We start from the raw sequence: 17,345 nt of genomic DNA on the forward strand, positions 1-17,345 counted from the left end.
TATTGGTTTCATCTTTATTCGTAAGAAAACATAATTTAAAAATCAAAATCCTATGAAATTATAGCATAATATAGTATTATAAGAAATTTCAACTTATGTATTCAAAATGATAACATAAAGTGAAACTTTAATCAGCGGGGAGCTTTATCCCCCGCTGATTATTAGCCCTCACCAATCGGGCTTTTACGGGCAGTTTATCTCCCAACTAATTTCTTAGCTTTCCCTGAGGTTTAAGGTTGGAATATTACTGCCCGTTAATGCGGGGTAAAATCACATTGAAACACTCGGGAATTATTACACTTAAGAGAAAAATGAAAACTCCCGCCACTTATCTCCTTCGGATCTTGAAGTGGGGGTTTCTCGTGTATCATCTTCAAGAGATGCTTAATACGAGTGGAGTTGACACAGCTGCCTCATGGCACAACCCCTCTATTCCATTGGCAAATGCCTTTGGAACTGCTTTTTTTAAGATATTATAGGAACCATTCACATCAGCGTTCAATAGTCTGTTCTCTTTCGTACGATACAAGCCACGTTTGATACGTTTTCCACTGAATACAGGAATGTCTTTCTCACCGTAAGTAGGAATCGCATCATTGTCTAGAAAGGATGCCTTGCTTGTATACGATTCTTCCACCACTTGTACAGTAATACCCTGTCGATGCGCCTTATATGTGATCATTTCAATGAGTAGATTATGCGGGATATGGCAGAAGGATTGATTCTGCCTTTTTCCTATATTACTGTTTTGTTTCCATGATGTATTTTTCCCAATGACAATCATAGAGATCTCATGTTGAACTGCGAAATGAACAATATGGTAACTCATTTTGTGAAAGAGGTCTTTTATTTTGAGAAACCGTTTTTCATGAAGCCTCTCTAAACGCTTTGATGTATGTGGTCCTTCTTTAGGTTCTTTTCCATGTCGAAGAACACTCAGTAAATGCGCCTTTTGTTTGTTGTAGTACTGATTAATACTTTTGATGACATTGCCCTTTACTAACACAGGTATGGTTCCTGTATTCGTTGTGATAGTTGCAATGTTATGAATCCCTAAATCAATACTCATATAACGGTTATTGTCCACATGCTTAAGTGCTAGCTCAGATTGTTCTGTCACAATTTCAATCTTAAACTTCCCATAAGCAGGAGAAACACGTACCTCTTTGAGATTACCAATCCGTCCAAACAATTTACCTATATTTAAATTTATGCTTGTTTTTGGAAAACGAATGTACTTATCTTGGAGTTTACATACTTGATTCGTGAATACAATTTCTTTCATAGATGATTTGATATATTTTGGAATGCGAGGTCTGCCCGTAAAAGTGGAATGATGTTTCTGATATGCTTTCATGGAAGCAAAGAATGATTTCCAATTTTGATATAATCTCTTCATAACTGCTTGATTCACTTGTGATGGTAGGGTTATATAGTCTTGTTGCTTCATTGTTTTAAACAAACAATCTAGGAAGTTATAGGAGAGGAATGATTTCTTTTTTGTCGGTAACGTAAACAGGTTACACTTGATTTCTTTCCGTTCTTCTGCCGGCTTTTCTTTCTGCTTTTGTACACGTTTTTGATACGCACGAAGTTGATTTTCATTCATAATTTCAATATACGTTTGTAATGTATGGAGAACTTCTTGTTGAGGTGGCTGTAATGGTTTTTCTGCACGCAAAGCCGTATACACTTGGCGAATGTAAAAGTTTGTTGTATTGTAGAGATTTTTTGCGTTTTGACACATTTCCATGAAGTAGGCGTACAATTTATGCCCTTTCTTAATCCAAATTTGATAGGTTGCATATTCTTTTTCTTTTGTCATCCTATTCACCACCTTCTTTTCTTCATGATACTACAAAATAGCCAAAAGGAACATATATTCGATGCGCTACAAAAATATTTTTACAAATTCGATGGCAATTCATCTCCACCTTAAACTAGGCTATGCCCTGCGCGTTTTGAAGATGGAGTCTTCTTGCCAATTTTTCGATAAAACAGCATCATATTTCAATTTTCTATGAAAAAAATGATACGATAGACTGAGATTATATATTAAGGGAGACGGTCAAAATGAAACAACCACTCGCACATCGAATGCGTCCAACAACTATTCAAGAAATCATTGGACAACAGCATTTAGTTGGTGAAGGGAAAATTTTATGGCGAATGGTCCAAGCCAACCATTTCCAATCGATGATTTTATACGGTCCCCCAGGTACAGGAAAAACATCGATTGCTAGTGCAATTGCTGGCAGTACAGGGACGCCATTTCGCCTATTAAATGCCGTTACGCATAATAAAAAAGATATGGAAGTGGTCGTGCAAGAAGCGAAGATGCACCGCCACCTTGTTTTAATTTTAGATGAAGTCCATCGCTTAGATAAAGCAAAGCAAGACTTCCTCTTACCACATTTAGAAAGCGGCCTTCTTACCTTAATTGGCGCAACAACGAGCAATCCATTCCATGCGATTAACTCTGCCATTCGTAGTCGATGCCAAATCTTTGAACTATATGCACTAACAGAAGATGACATTTTAATTGGCTTAAAACGAGCCCTTCTAGATAAAGAAAAAGGTCTTGGAGAGTATCATGTAACTGTTACAGATGAAGCACTACACCACTTTGCAAATGCCTCTGGCGGAGATATGCGTTCTGCTTATAACGCGCTTGAACTTGCTGTTTTATCTAGCTTTACAACAGACGATCAGGAAGCGGAAATCACATTAGACATTGCAGAAGAATGTTTGCAGAAAAAAAGCTTCGTTCACGATAAAGGCGGTGATGCGCATTATGACGTACTATCTGCCTTTCAAAAATCAGTACGCGGAAGCGATGTAAACGCTGCACTTCATTATTTAGCCCGCCTTATTGAAGCTGGTGACTTACAAAGTATTGGGAGACGACTTCTTATTATGGCATATGAAGATATTGGGCTTGCTAGTCCGCAAGCTGGACCACGTACACTCGCTGCGATTGAATCAGCGGAACGCGTCGGATTCCCAGAAGCTCGCATTCCGCTTGCCAATGCAGTTATCGAACTTTGTCTCTCTCCAAAATCAAATTCAGCGTACAAGGCGCTTGATGCAGCACTTCACGACTTACGGAACGGACAAACAGGCGATGTCCCAAGTCATTTGAAAGATAGTCACTATAAAGGGGCTGAATCATTAGGTAGAGGCACCGAATACTTATATCCACACGATTATCCAAATGGCTGGGTACAGCAACAATACTTACCAGATAAAATAAAAAACAAGCAATATTATAAACCGAAAACGACCGGGAAATTCGAGCAGGCACTCTCAACTGTATATGAAAGATTGCAAAGTTCGCATAAAAGCAAACCAAAAGGGTAATCTAAGCGAAAACGACATGATAATGGAGGTTTCGCTTATGAAAACACGCCAAGATGCATGGACAAGAGAAGACGATCTCCTTTTAGCAGAAACCGTTTTACGGCATATTCGCAGCGGCAGTACTCAGCTGAAAGCATTTGAGGAAGTTGGCGACAAATTAAACCGCACTTCTGCCGCCTGTGGGTTCCGCTGGAATGCCGAAGTAAGACCAAATTACGAGGATACTGTACAGCTTGCTAAGAAGCAAAGAAAAGAGTTAAAACGTTCTGAAGCAAATATAGAAAAAGAACAACTATTAAAGTCGAAACAAAAAGAGAAAATCGTAATTGATGCTGAATTTTCCGAAGAACTTATTTCTAGTAAACACTCTCTTACAATGCAAGATGTCATCTCATTCTTACAAAACTTAAATCAGCATAGTTCCCATCTAACAAATTTACAAACTGAAAATAAAGCATTGCAAGTTAAACTCACTTCATTACAAAAGACGAATGATGAACTAGAAACAAAATTAGCAACGTTAACGAAAAAGCAGCAAACAATCGAAGAAGATTATGCAATGCTTGTTAGAATTATGGACCGTGCACGGAAGCTTGTTTTAGTAAATCATCAAGAAGAACAAATTGCACCTATTTTCAAAACAGATCAGAACGGAAATTTAGATATTATTTATACGGCTGAGAATTGAAATACGCCCTACTTAGCAAAAAGATACGATCTGAAAGGAGAGATTATCTTTTCTTTCATTGACAATTTTCAAAATCCCACTCAGGGTTCTCGTATTAATTGTAGGATTCTTTGCAATTAGAAACTTAAAAAGAAATCACTCATACAAATTAAAAAGCGTATATCCCCACGGAACATACGCTTTTTTGTTTCCTTATTCTTGCCCCACACGCTTCACTTCTACATTCTTTATACGTTCACGTACAACATGACTTGCCATAATTAAGCCGGCCACAGATGGTACGAATGCATTTGAGGAAGGTGGTAATTTCGCTTTACGAATTTTTGCATTTTCGTCTGGCACGATTTCTTTACGAACCTCTTCACGAATTACGATTGGGTTTTCATCAGAGAAAACAACTTTCACACCTTTTTTAATACCTTCTTTACGAAGCTTCGTACGAATCACTTTCGCAATTGGGTCTGTGTGCGTTTTAGAAATATCCGCAATACGGAAACGAGTTGGATCCATTTTATTTGCTGCACCCATACTTGAGATAATTTTGATTTTACGTCGTAAACATTGTTTAATTAAATGAATTTTGAATGTAATTGTATCAGATGCATCCACTACGAAATCTAAACCATACTTAAAGAACTCTTCGTATGTTTCATCTGTATAAAACATTTCTAATGCGATAACTTCGCAGTCTGGATTAATATCAGCAATACGCTCTTTCATTAGTTCTACTTTTGAACGACCTACAGTAGAAAGTAATGCATGGATTTGACGGTTCACGTTTGTAATATCGACAACGTCTTTATCAACTAATACAAGGCGTCCTACACCAGAACGTGCTAATGCTTCTGCTGCAAATGAGCCTACGCCGCCAATTCCTAAAATACCAACTGTACTATTTTTCAATATTTCAAGACCTTCTTTTCCGAAGGCTAATTCATTACGCGAAAATTGATGTAACATGCGTTCTACACTCCTATTACAAAAATGGTCTACCATGTATTCTAGCGTTTTTCCGACTATTTGTATAGAAAAAGTTGTAGAATTCCTAAAAATAAATATTCCAAAAGCATAAGAAAGGAATCCGAATCGTTCTATGACTAGATGAAGTAAACTTAAAAATTTGTTTTAAAATCAAAACCCTTAAGTTATACTGAAATAATATCTAAATATATTAAGGAGATAACATTATGGATCGGAAAGAAAAAAACGAAATTATTGAGAGTATTCCACAAAAAGGTTTTTTTGGACATCCTAAAGGTTTATTTACTTTATTCTTTACGGAATTTTGGGAAAGATTTTCTTATTATGGAATGAGGGCTATATTACTTTACTATATGTATTATTCCATTGCAAAAGGCGGATTAGGGATTGATCAAGCTACTGCCACCTCAATTATGGCGATTTATGGATCCCTATTATATATGTCCAGTATTATTGGTGGTTGGGTCTCTGATCGTCTACTTGGTTCAAGTAAAACTGTTTTTTGGGGCGGCATTTTAATTATGGTTGGTCACCTTATTCTATCACTGCCAGGTAGTATTACTACTTTATTTATATCGATGGTATTTTTAATACTTGGAACAGGATTATTAAAACCAAACATCTCTAGTATTGTTGGAAATTTATATAGTGAATCAGACACACGTCGAGACTCCGGGTTTAGTGTTTTCTATATGGGCATTAATCTAGGTGCTCTTGTAGCTCCTCTTGTTGTTGGTACATTAGGTCAACAATATAATTTCCATCTTGGTTTTGGAATTGCGGCAGTTGGTATGATGGTAGGCTTATCAATATTTGTGTTTACGAAAAAGAAGACTCTTGGTTTAGCTGGTACACAAATACCAAATCCTTTAACAAGTATTGAACGAAAGAAAACACTTAAACAATTTGGCATAAGCATACTTGTTATAGTATTCTTATGTGCTGTTACAATACCCACTGGGTTATTAACTATTAATCGTTTTACTTTTTTAATAAGTATCTTAGGAATTATTATTCCTACTTGCTACTTCATTTATATGTACCGTAGTCCAAAAACTACACAGGTTGAACGCTCTCGCCTTCTTGCTTATATACCGTTATTTATTGCAGCTACAATGTTTTGGGCTATACAAGAGCAAGGTGCAATTATTTTAGCTACCTATGCTGATCAACGGACCCAGTTACAATTTGCTGGATTCAAAATACAATCTGCATGGTTTCAATCATTAAGTCCTATATTTATAGTAATACTAGCACCATTATTTGCATGGGTTTGGGTAAAACTTAATACACGCCAACCTTCTACTACAAATAAATTTGCTATCGGATTACTTTTTGCTGGATTATCATTCTTGATTATGATTATTCCTGCTTATATTAACGGTACAGATTCTCTAGTAAGTCCTATCTGGTTAGTTCTTAGCTTTTTGTTAATAGTAATTGGGGAAGTTTGTTTATCACCTGCAGGATTATCAATAACAACAAAATTAGCTCCAGCTGCGTTTTCAGCACAAACAATAAGTTTATGGTTTTTATCTACTGCATCCGCACAAGCTATAAATGCACAGGTTGTAAAATTATACAACCCTGCAACAGAAATTATTTACTTTGGAGTTATTGGAGCTATATCTATCGTATTAAGTATAATATTATTTATGCTATCAACAAAAATTCAAAGCTTCATGAAAGGGCTTCACTAATATTCATTTGATTAAAACGAAAAGCTGGTATTGCACCAGCTTTTTTATTTTTACCTTTGTAAACTTACTATATACCATGAGATTTAAAAACACTACCCTAAAAAAGAAGCCTAGATGGCTTTAGTATAACCATCTAGGCTCCGTTCTTACTTCTCTTCTTTCACGTTTAACTGCAAGTTAAGCTCTTCAAGCTGCGCTCCTGCAACTGGGCTTGGCGCATCTGTTAATAAACAGCTTGCACTTGCCGTTTTAGGAAATGCGATTGTATCGCGAAGGTTTGTACGACCTGCAAGTAACATTACAAGACGGTCTAAACCTAACGCAATTCCGCCGTGTGGTGGTGTACCATATTCGAACGCTTCTAATAAGAATCCGAATTGCTCTTGTGCTTCTTCTTGTGAGAACCCAAGTGCTTTGAACATTTTTTCTTGTACATCACGCTCATAAATACGAAGTGAGCCACCGCCAAGCTCATAACCGTTTAATACAAGATCGTATGCTTGTGCACGCGCTTTTTCTGGTGCTGTTTCTAATAACTCAACATCTTCACGGAACGGCATTGTGAATGGATGGTGCGCTGCGAAGTAACGATCAGCATCTTCATCGTACTCAAGAAGTGGCCAGTCAGTTACCCATAAGAAGTTAAATTTGCTTTCATCAATTAATTCAAGCTCTTTCCCTAATCGTAAACGAAGTGCACCTAAGCTATCTGCAACGACACTCTTTTTATCCGCAACGAATAGTAATAAGTCTCCAGCAGTCGCTTCTAATGTATTCATTAGTACATTTGCATCTTCTTCGCCGAAGAATTTCGCAATCGGTCCTTTTAAGCCATCTTCTTCAACTTTTAACCAAGCCAAACCTTTTGCTCCGTATACTTTTACGAACTCAGTTAATGCATCGATGTCTTTACGAGAATATTTACCTGCCGCACCTTTTGCATTAATTGCTTTTACTTGTCCACCGCTCTCTACAGCGCTTGTAAATACTTTGAATCCACATCCTGCTGCGAATTCAGATAGATCTGTAAGTTCCATTGCAAAGCGCGTATCTGGCTTATCAGAACCGTAGCGAGCCATTGCATCAGCGTATGTCATACGGGGGAATGGTGCGTTAATTTCTACACCTTTCGCATCCTTCATAACTTTCGTCATCATGCGCTCCATCATATCTAAAATTTCTTCTTGTGTTAAGAATGAAGCCTCAATGTCGATTTGTGTGAATTCTGGTTGACGGTCTGCACGTAAATCTTCATCACGGAAACAACGTGCTACTTGATAGTAACGCTCAAATCCACCGACCATAAGAAGCTGTTTAAATAGCTGCGGGGATTGAGGCAATGCATAAAATTCACCGTCGTGCACACGGCTTGGTACTAAATAGTCACGTGCGCCTTCTGGTGTGCTCTTCGTTAAAATTGGTGTTTCAACCTCTAAGAACTCTTCTGAATCTAAGAAGTTACGAATTGTTTTTGTTACGTCGTGACGCATTTTAAATGTGTTGTACATAACAGGACGACGTAAATCTAAATAACGATATTTTAAACGAACATCTTCTGATGCATCTGTATCATCAGCAATAATAATTGGCGTTGTTTTCGCTGCATTTAATACATTTACTTTCGTTGCCTGTACTTCAATGCGGCCAGTTGCCATATTATCGTTAATCGCACCTTCTGCACGTTCAACAACTGTACCTTCTACGTGTAATACATATTCACTACGAATTGTTTCTGCTACTTCTAGTGCTTCTTTTGATGTTTCTGGGTTAAATACAACTTGCACGATACCTGTACGGTCACGTAAATCGATGAAAATTAGTCCACCTAAGTCACGGCGTTTTTGTACCCAACCTTTTAATTGAACTGTTTGTCCAGCTGTTTCTACTGTTACTTTTCCACACGCATGTGTTCTTTCAGCCATTGTTAGTTCCCCCTATATTAATTTCTCTGCTACATATGAAGCAAATACATCTAATGCTACTTCCTCTTGCTCACCTGTTGCCATATCTTTTAAGTTAATGATGCCTTTATCTAACTCATCTTCACCTAATACAGCTACATATTTTGCCTTTAGACGATCTGCGGATTTAAATTGTGCTTTCATTTTGCGATCTAAATAATCTTTTTCAACTGATAATCCAGCTTTGCGAAGGTCAAACGCAACTTTTGCAGCATGATCTTTCGCTTTGTCACCAAGTGCTACAACATAGCAATCAATGCTATGTTCAATTGGTAACTCAATATTTTCAGCTTTTAGCGCCATGATTAAACGCTCGATACTCATGGCAAAACCGATACCAGGCATTTCTGGACCACCGATTTCTTGTACAAGTCCGTTATAACGACCGCCACCACTTAATGTTGTGATTGCGCCGAAACCTTCTGCTTCACTCATAATTTCAAAAACAGTGTGCTGGTAGTAGTCTAAACCACGTACTAGATTTGGATCTTTTTCAAATGGAACGCCCATCATCGTTAGTAACTCTTGTACTTTTTCGTAGTATGCTGCTGATTCTTCGTTTAAGTACCCTGTAATAGATGGTGCTGTGCTCATTAATTCATGGTCACGATCTTTTTTACAGTCTAAAATACGAAGTGGGTTCTTTTCTAAACGAGATTGACAGTCAGAGCAGAACTCGCCAATGCGAGGCTCAAAGTGAGCGATTAGTGCATCACGATGCGCTTGACGGCTCGCTGCATCACCTAAGCTGTTCAGTACAACTTTAATATTTTTTAAGCCCATGCCACGGTAAAATTCTACAGCAAGTGCAATTACTTCTGCATCAATTGCTGGATCATTACTACCGATCGCTTCAATACCGAATTGCACAAACTGACGATAACGACCTGCTTGTGGTCTTTCGTAACGGAACATTTGACCGATATAGTATAGTTTCGTCGGTTGCGTTGCATCACCGAACATTTTATTTTCAACATAAGAACGTACAACAGGTGCTGTACCTTCTGGACGCAGTGTTAAGTTACGCTCACCACGATCTTGGAATGAGTACATTTCTTTTTGAACGATATCCGTTGTATCACCAACACCGCGTAAAAATAGCTCTGTGTGTTCAAAAATTGGTGTACGAATTTCTTTATAGTTGTAACGACGGCAAATTTCGCGTGCTTGCCCCTCAATATACTGCCATAACTCAACACTACCTGGAAGAATATCTTGCGTTCCGCGTGGAATTTGAATAGACATATTCAGTTCCTCCTCAAATTATTTTAATCTTAATAAAAATAAAAAAACTCCCGCCTCTACTGATTATCCAGTAGGGACGAGAGTATTATACCCGTGGTGCCACCCTAATTTGAAGCACGTATGCTTCCACTTTTTTAATAACGCTTAAATTTGCGTTCAATCTCTACTAAGCATATAAGCCTTTCAAGTTGAAACCTACAGAGTGTCCTTCAATCAGTCATCATGTAGAAATGTTTTCAGCCTTAGACATTTCTTCTCTTTCCATGTGTGTCTCATTTACTCTTCTCTATCATCGGTTCTCTTCATATGTAAATATAAAATTACTATACGTTTGTTCACAGCGATTGTCAAGTGCCCTAGGAGCGTTCAATCTGCTTCTTTAAGCGTTTTACATCTTGTAATGAAATACCAAATTCAGAAGCAAGCTCCATCGAAGTATTGTCTTGTTCTTTTGCAATAAACTCATGAAAATTCACATTAAATAATTGATTGGCACCGTTCATAACAGAGTGCCCTTTTTCGTTCATGCGCATACGTATATCCCTCACATTCAATATGGATGTTTTTACTTCTATTGTTCCATACTGATAAGGTAGTTATACACAGATACAAGGCTAGAAAACTACTGGTTCCAAATGAACATAAGAATACGGTTCATAATAATAACAACTGCTAATACACTTGCAAGAGCATAGTGTCTTAAATGGTATAACGCCAGAACACCTGATCCAAAAATGATAATTTCTAACAATACATGTAAGGTTCCTTGTACCTCCCATTCTGCATTAGGCGCTCCGAATAACCCCCATATAACAGCAATAATAACTGGAAGTGTGATGGCAAGTGTAATCTTCATAGCCGGTATTTTTCCTACACGAAATCCCCAGTAACCAATAATTGCAAGAATACATAACTCTAATACGAAACGCAGGGCTATATTTAATTCTTGAAACATAATAAATCGGCCTCCTATTTCAGATCCCCCTTCTTCCATGGCCAGCTAAATTTATATTAAACCAATTCACCACACTGGCTTAATATACGAACTAATACTTCTGGATTTGTCTCCATTACCCAATGCCCACCTGTTTGCACAGAAAAAATATCCCATGTTCTTTTTCTTGCTTTTTCAGCAGATTTTTGAAAAATATGCGTCATCGGCCAATGCTCTGGATTGTCTAGTACTTCTACATATGTATGAGGTATCTCATTAACTTTAGGGTTCTTTATTTCAATTGCTTGCGTAAAAGCTAATAAAGGCATAGCTGATTTTCTTTGATCTGCTGTATCTCTAGGAAGAACTCGCCATCCCTCTCCATGCAATTTCACTTCTTCTATAAAATGAGCTGCCATTTCTGGTCCAGAAATATCCATAACAGAATCACCGTCATTTGGAAGCATCGCATCAACATACACGAGATTTTTAATAGATTCAGGAATCATTTCCGCTACACCCGTTATCACCATGCCCGAATAACTATGACCTACTAAAATTACATCTTGTAACTGCTCATATTGAATGACATTAACAATATCTTGAATATATGTTTTCAATCCTACACTAGAATTTGCAAGGTGTGTTCTTTCTCCAAGTCCTGTTAATGTAGGTGTGTATACTTCATGTCCATCTTTTCTTAAACGTGTGGCCACTTCTTTCCAAACATATCCACCTTCCCATGCTCCGTGAACGAATACAAACGTTGCCATAACATGTCCCTTCCCTTCAGTTCCCTTTTTATATTTTCAGTACAATTATATTACAAATTAACAAAATATACCTTTTATAAGACTTATAAAAAAAGAGAGGATCACATAATCCTCTCTTCCGCCACTATTATTTACTTTCTAAAATTAAGGTCACCGGACCATCATTAATTAAAGAAACATCCATCATCGCTCCGAATTGTCCTGTTTCTACATGCAGTCCTTGTTTACGAAGTTCTTCATTGAAGAAATCATACAAACGCTCTGCATAGTCTGGTTTCGCAGCATCCATAAAGTTCGGGCGTCTCCCTTTACGACAATCTCCATATAATGTAAATTGCGAAATAGAAAGAACTTGTCCCTTCATATCCAGTACAGAATGGTTCATCTTTCCATTCTCATCTTCAAAAATACGTAAATTTGCAACTTTTTCAGCAATGTACGTTGCATCTTTTTCTGTATCTTCATGCGTAATGCCAACTAGCAATGTTAAACCGAACGGAATTTGCCCTACAATCTCACCATCTATTGTAACAGACGCTTCCTTTGATCGTTGCAAGACAACTCTCATATCTTATACACTCCCTATTAATGCATCATGCGGCGTACGGCATAAATTTCTGGAACTCGCTTAATGCGTTCTACCACTTTCTTCAAATGGTGTAAATTACGAATGGAGATAGACATATTAATCGTCGCCATTTTATTGCGGTCACTTCTACCTGAAACAGCTGAAATATACGTTTTCGTTTCTGTAACAGCTTGCAGAACTTCATTCAATAAACCACGGCGATCGTATCCAGAGATTTCAATATCAACATTGTATTCAATCTCTTTTTCTGTGCTACCTTCCCACTCTACTTCTAATAAACGCTCCTTAGCTTCTTCTGTATGCACATTGACGCAGTCACGACGGTGAATAGATACACCGCGTCCTTTCGTAATGTATCCAATAATATCATCACCTGGAACTGGGTTACAGCATTTTGATAAGCGAATTAACAAATTATCAGCACCGCTCACTTTTACACCAGAGTCCCATTTCCGGATTTTCATTGGTTTACGAACTTCTTTCACTTCTACAATATCTTGTTCTTCTTCACGCTGCTTGCGGAACTTGTCCGTTAGACGCGTTACAATTTGTGCAGCCGTAATACCGTTATATCCAACTGCGGCAAACATATCTTCTTCGTTTGCAAAATTGTATTTCTCAGCCACTCGTTTTAAATTATCAGTTGCTAATACTTCCTTCATCTCATATTCTAAACTTCGCACTTCTTTCTCAACAAGTTCACGGCCTTTTTCAATATTCTCATCTCGGCGTTGCTTTTTGAAAAATTGACGAATTTTATTCTTTGCATGAGAGGTTTGAGCAAGTTTTACCCAGTCCTGACTTGGTCCGTATGAATGTTTAGATGTTAAAATCTCAATGATATCACCTGTTTTTAATTTGTAATCAAGCGTCACCATTTTGCCATTCACTTTTGCACCAATCGTTTTGTTTCCAATTTCCGAATGGACGCGGTATGCAAAATCAATCGGTACCGAACCAAGTGGTAATTCCATGACATCCCCTTTTGGCGTAAAGACAAATACCATATCAGAGAATAAATCAATTTTTAATGACTCCATAAATTCTTCCGCATTAGAAGCTTCATTTTGCCATTCTAATATTTGACGGAACCATGTTAACTTCTTCTCTAATGTACCTGTTGTTTCTGCTGCTTTTCCTTCTTTATAAGCCCAGTGCGCTGCAATCCCGAATTCGGCGATTTCGTGCATTTCTTTCGTACGAATTTGTACTTCAAGCGGATCGCCCTTTGGCCCAATTACTGTTGTATGAAGCGATTGATATAGATTTGCTTTTGGCATCGCAATATAATCTTTAAAACGACCTGGCATTGGTTTCCAGCACGTATGAATAATTCCTAACACCGCATAACAATCTTTAATGCTATTCACAACAACACGCACAGCTAACAAATCATAAATTTCATTAAATTGTTTATTTTGAAGCGCCATTTTACGATAAATACTATAAATATGTTTCGGTCTTCCTGAAATATCAGGTTGAATGGACACTTCTTTTAATTTCTCACGAATGCCCGTCATTACTTCGTCTAAATATTCTTCACGCTCCGCACGTTTTCGCTTCATTAAATTAACAATGCGATAATATTGCTGCGGATTTAAATAACGAAGTGATGTATCCTCTAGCTCCCATTTAATAGTATTAATTCCGAGTCTATGAGCTAAAGGCGCAAAAATCTCTAACGTTTCATTTGCAATACGACGCTGCTTTTCTTGAGGCAAATGCTTAAGCGTACGCATGTTATGCAGACGATCGGCTAGTTTAATTAAAATAACCCGAATATCCTGAGCCATTGCAATAAACATTTTGCGATGGTTTTCTGCTTGCTGCTGTTCATGAGACTTGTATTTAATTTTCCCAAGCTTTGTAACCCCATCAACAAGCATAGCAATTTCTTTATTAAATTCCCGTTCAATATCTTCTAGTGTAACTTCGGTATCTTCTACTACATCATGCAAAAAACCTGCTGACACTGTAGATGGATCCATGTGTAAATCAACTAAAATACCTGCAACTTGAATCGGATGAATAATATATGGTTCGCCCGATTTTCTATACTGTTCACTATGTGCATCACGTGCATATTCATAAGCACGTGCCACCAACTCAATATCATCATCCGCTAAATATTGTCCCGCTTTCTCGAGTACCTGTTCAGCTGTTAGTACTTGCTCATTTGCCATCGAATCACCTTTTATTAAAAATTAATACTGTTTCCTTATTAATTAGAATAATTTTTATTCTATCATTATAACCTAATGATTGTGAATTGTGAAAAGGAAAAGATTTTACAGATATTTCACCATGATTTTTCATACAATTATACAAAAGTACCCGCTCCTCTCTAAGAGATTCACGGGTACTTTTTCTATCACCGTAGTTTTACCTATATAATAATTAATATTGTTCTAGTACTAATACATCGTAACTGTCTAACACTTTACGACCGTCTAAGTAAGTAAGTTCCACTAAGAATGCAATCCCTGCTACAACTCCGCCAAGTTCTTCAACTAGCTTAATTGTCGCTTCAATTGTTCCACCTGTAGCTAATAAATCATCTGTAATTAGTACACGTTGACCTGGTTTAATTGCATCTTTATGGATTGTTAAAACGTCTTTTCCATACTCTTTACCATAGTCTACCTTAATTACTTCACGTGGTAATTTACCTAATTTACGAACTGGCGCAAATCCTACTTCTAACGCATAAGAAACTGGGCAACCAATAATAAAACCACGTGCTTCTGGTCCTACTACAAGGTCGATGTTTCTTTCTTTTGCATAAGCAACGATTTCATCTGTTGCTGCTTTGTATGCTTTCCCATCGTTCATTAAAGGTGTGATATCTTTAAACACAATACCTTCTTTTGGATAATCTGGTACAATTGCGATATGTTGCTTGAAATCCATATTTCTGAATCCTCCTCAGATATAAAAGGTCTGTAAATACAAATCCTTTACCTTAACTGCTCTACTTCTTTATGATTACGAATCGTTTCAAACCATGTATATAGTTGTTGATATGTGCTATAAACCAATTCTTTTTCTATTTGCAAGTGGTTCATTTTCTCACGATATGTGTTCGATTCAATTAAATCACGCTTTTGCATTTTCTCTGCCATAAAAATGACACCGTCTTTTATTGTAACAAATTCTAACTCAAAAAACACCTGTGTCATAAAATTTACTGTATCTTTTGACCAACCTTTATGACGACATAGTTGTTCTCCATATTGTCTTAAAGAAAATGGCGCTTTTTGATGTAAAAAGGAATAATACCATTTAAAGTGGTCTCTTGTTGGGACCGTACTAAATAAATGATTATTTTCTTGGTAAAACAGCGTATAAATTCGTACCGGGAATCCCGCCTTAAATAACTCGCGTAATTCCTCTGTTCCCGTTGGTAAATCCAATAAAACAATATACTGATCAGCTAGATTCGTTACTTCTGATGCATGCACCAATTGTTCTTTATACACTTCTAAAGAAAATTTATTCAATACCTCTTCAGAAAAATATACCATTGTTACTTTCTCTTTTGGAAGCTCTGCTAGGTTTGCTTCCACATTACGCATGCTGCGCCAATCAAATAATTGCCATGCCTCTACTGCAATATCTTGAATCATCAATTGCGGTTTTTTGAAATTATTCCATTCATTAATCGATGCTTCCCCTACAACAGAAACGGTAGCAAGTGGAGAAATCTCTTTCGCATAGGCACCGAAACCAAATCCAATCGTATCTAGCGTTGCCTGTCCGTCACGAAGTGCCATTTTCAAATGAGAGCTATCAGATCCGATTGCACGAATACTTTCTAACTCTGCATCTCTCACTGCGATACGCGGCTTAGGATTTCCAACACCAAACGGCGCTAGCTTTTGCATTTCTTCAATTGCTGCAAGCGTTACATCTTCGACCTTACAAATCGCATCAACCGTTGTAATCGGAATAAAGTCTTCTGCCGTTAAAATAGCCTCTGCCTGTTCATTTAAACGGCGGCGCAGTTCATCCACATCATTCATATGAAGCGTCATCCCTGCCGCCATCGGATGCCCCCCAAAATGAGGTAACAATTCTCTACAATCCGATAAATTTGCAAACAAGTCAAATCCCGCAATACTACGAGCAGATCCTTTTGCTGTTTGCTTCTCAGGATCAATGCATAATACGATTGTTGGACGGTAAAAACGCTCTACTAATTTAGAGGCCACAATACCAATTACTCCTGGATTCCATCCTTCTTTCGCAAGGACTAACACTTTATTTTCCTCTGGTGGGAAATTATTTTCTACTTCAGCAATAGCCTCTTCTGTAATTTGCTTTACAATATCTTTTCGAAGTTTATTAAGTTCATCAATTTCTTCAGCAAGCTCTTTCGCTTCTTCTGGATCCTCCGATAATAAAAGATGAACTGCCGGCGCTGCATCTTCTAAGCGTCCAATCGCATTAATACGGGGTGCTATAGAGAAACCAATGCTTTCTTCTGTAATTTCACTTTGTGAAACGTTAGCTACTTTAAACAACGCCTTTAAGCCAATATTTTTTGTCATTCGCATTTGTTTCAGTCCACGTTGCACAAGCAATCTATTCTCACCATGAAGTGATACTAAATCAGCTACCGTACCAATCACTGCAATTTCTAATAAATGCTCTGGTACACGTCCAAGTAGTGCATGCGCTACTTTAAACGCAACACCAACACCCGCTAAATAATGAAACGGATAAACACCGCCTTCTAACTTCGGATGAATAATCGCAAGTGCTTCTGGAAGTTCTGGTGGTGGCTCATGGTGATCTGTAATAATAAGATCCATTCCAAGTTCCTTTGCCACCTGTGCTTCATGCACCGCTGCAATACCTGTATCGACCGTAATAATTAACGAGAAACCTGCGCGGTGCGCCCAGCGAAAGGCCTCTTCATTTGGTCCATATCCTTCCGTAAAGCGGTTTGGAATATAAAACTCTACATCTGCACCTAATTCTTGAAGAGCAAGGAATAACACAGTCGTACTACTTACTCCGTATAGTGATAGGTAAGCTTTTGATGTTATCTCTGGCTTTTCCCCCACTTCACACCGTGCGTGAGATTTTCACCTCACACGGCGTTCCATCGG

General features: G+C 37.7%; 13 protein-coding genes, 1 pseudogene and 1 other annotated feature. Of the genes and pseudogenes, 3 read left to right on the forward strand and 11 right to left on the reverse strand.

What is annotated here, in order from left to right; genetic code table 11:
• Positions 1-373: 373 nt before the first annotated feature.
• Positions 374-1,825 (reverse strand): RNA-guided endonuclease InsQ/TnpB family protein, encoded by a 1,452-nt coding sequence (locus ACIQ7L_RS08435; RefSeq protein ID WP_400568144.1) that lies wholly within the window; start codon positions 1,823-1,825, stop codon positions 374-376.
• 248 nt (positions 1,826-2,073) lie between these two features.
• On the opposite strand from ACIQ7L_RS08435, the gene ACIQ7L_RS08440 reads away from it, so the two are divergent.
• A complete protein-coding gene (locus tag ACIQ7L_RS08440) occupies positions 2,074-3,360 on the forward strand; it encodes a replication-associated recombination protein A (RefSeq protein WP_400568146.1) in 1,287 nt (428 codons plus the stop codon).
• Between the two features lie 37 nt (positions 3,361-3,397).
• Positions 3,398-4,048 carry an RsfA family transcriptional regulator gene (locus tag ACIQ7L_RS08445; protein WP_400568147.1) on the forward strand — a complete coding sequence of 217 codons (651 nt, stop codon included), beginning with the start codon at positions 3,398-3,400 and terminating at the stop codon, positions 4,046-4,048.
• Positions 4,049-4,240: 192 nt separating this feature from the next.
• On the opposite strand, the gene ACIQ7L_RS08450 is transcribed toward ACIQ7L_RS08445, so the two are convergent.
• The gene (locus ACIQ7L_RS08450; RefSeq protein WP_400568149.1) at positions 4,241-5,008 is read right to left on the reverse strand and encodes a tRNA threonylcarbamoyladenosine dehydratase; all 768 of its coding nucleotides are present in this window, start codon (positions 5,006-5,008) and stop codon (positions 4,241-4,243) included.
• 227 nt (positions 5,009-5,235) lie between these two features.
• On the opposite strand from ACIQ7L_RS08450, the gene ACIQ7L_RS08455 reads away from it, so the two are divergent.
• Positions 5,236-6,729, forward strand: a complete 1,494-nt coding sequence (locus tag ACIQ7L_RS08455) for a peptide MFS transporter (protein WP_400568151.1) — start codon at positions 5,236-5,238, stop codon at positions 6,727-6,729.
• 146 nt (positions 6,730-6,875) lie between these two features.
• Here the strand turns inward: ACIQ7L_RS08455 and aspS are convergent, their stop codons facing one another.
• The 9 genes and pseudogenes from aspS to recJ form a co-directional block, all read right to left on the reverse strand.
• A complete protein-coding gene (gene aspS / locus ACIQ7L_RS08460) occupies positions 6,876-8,651 on the reverse strand; it encodes an aspartate--tRNA ligase (protein WP_400568153.1) in 1,776 nt (591 codons plus the stop codon).
• A gap of 12 nt (positions 8,652-8,663) precedes the next feature.
• A complete protein-coding gene (gene hisS, locus ACIQ7L_RS08465; RefSeq protein ID WP_400568155.1) occupies positions 8,664-9,935 on the reverse strand; it encodes a histidine--tRNA ligase in 1,272 nt (423 codons plus the stop codon).
• A gap of 69 nt (positions 9,936-10,004) precedes the next feature.
• Positions 10,005-10,237, reverse strand: a binding site (T-box leader).
• Between the two features lie 54 nt (positions 10,238-10,291).
• On the reverse strand, positions 10,292-10,468 hold the full coding sequence (locus ACIQ7L_RS08470) for a hypothetical protein (protein WP_400568157.1): 177 nt from the start codon (positions 10,466-10,468) through the stop codon (positions 10,292-10,294).
• 89 nt (positions 10,469-10,557) lie between these two features.
• A complete protein-coding gene (locus tag ACIQ7L_RS08475) occupies positions 10,558-10,890 on the reverse strand; it encodes a YrdB family protein (protein ID WP_400568159.1) in 333 nt (110 codons plus the stop codon).
• 56 nt (positions 10,891-10,946) lie between these two features.
• Positions 10,947-11,642, reverse strand: coding sequence for an alpha/beta fold hydrolase (locus ACIQ7L_RS08480; RefSeq protein WP_400568161.1), 696 nt, complete (start codon positions 11,640-11,642; stop codon positions 10,947-10,949).
• A gap of 127 nt (positions 11,643-11,769) precedes the next feature.
• Positions 11,770-12,210: a D-aminoacyl-tRNA deacylase gene (gene dtd / locus ACIQ7L_RS08485; RefSeq protein WP_400568163.1), complete on the reverse strand. Its 441-nt coding sequence runs from the start codon at positions 12,208-12,210 to the stop codon at positions 11,770-11,772.
• A 17-nt stretch (positions 12,211-12,227) separates the two neighbouring features.
• Positions 12,228-14,414 carry a GTP diphosphokinase gene (relA, locus tag ACIQ7L_RS08490; RefSeq protein WP_097897033.1) on the reverse strand — a complete coding sequence of 729 codons (2,187 nt, stop codon included), beginning with the start codon at positions 14,412-14,414 and terminating at the stop codon, positions 12,228-12,230.
• A gap of 214 nt (positions 14,415-14,628) precedes the next feature.
• A complete protein-coding gene (locus ACIQ7L_RS08495; protein ID WP_400568165.1) occupies positions 14,629-15,141 on the reverse strand; it encodes an adenine phosphoribosyltransferase in 513 nt (170 codons plus the stop codon).
• Between the two features lie 47 nt (positions 15,142-15,188).
• Positions 15,189-17,252, reverse strand: a pseudogene (recJ, locus tag ACIQ7L_RS08500) (single-stranded-DNA-specific exonuclease RecJ); the annotation flags it as partial.
• Positions 17,253-17,345: the final 93 nt, after the last annotated feature.

Origin of the sequence: Bacillus sp. NPDC094106 (genome assembly GCF_044764345.1) — a bacterium.
Taxonomy (GTDB): Bacteria; Bacillota; Bacilli; order Bacillales; family Bacillaceae_G; genus Bacillus_A.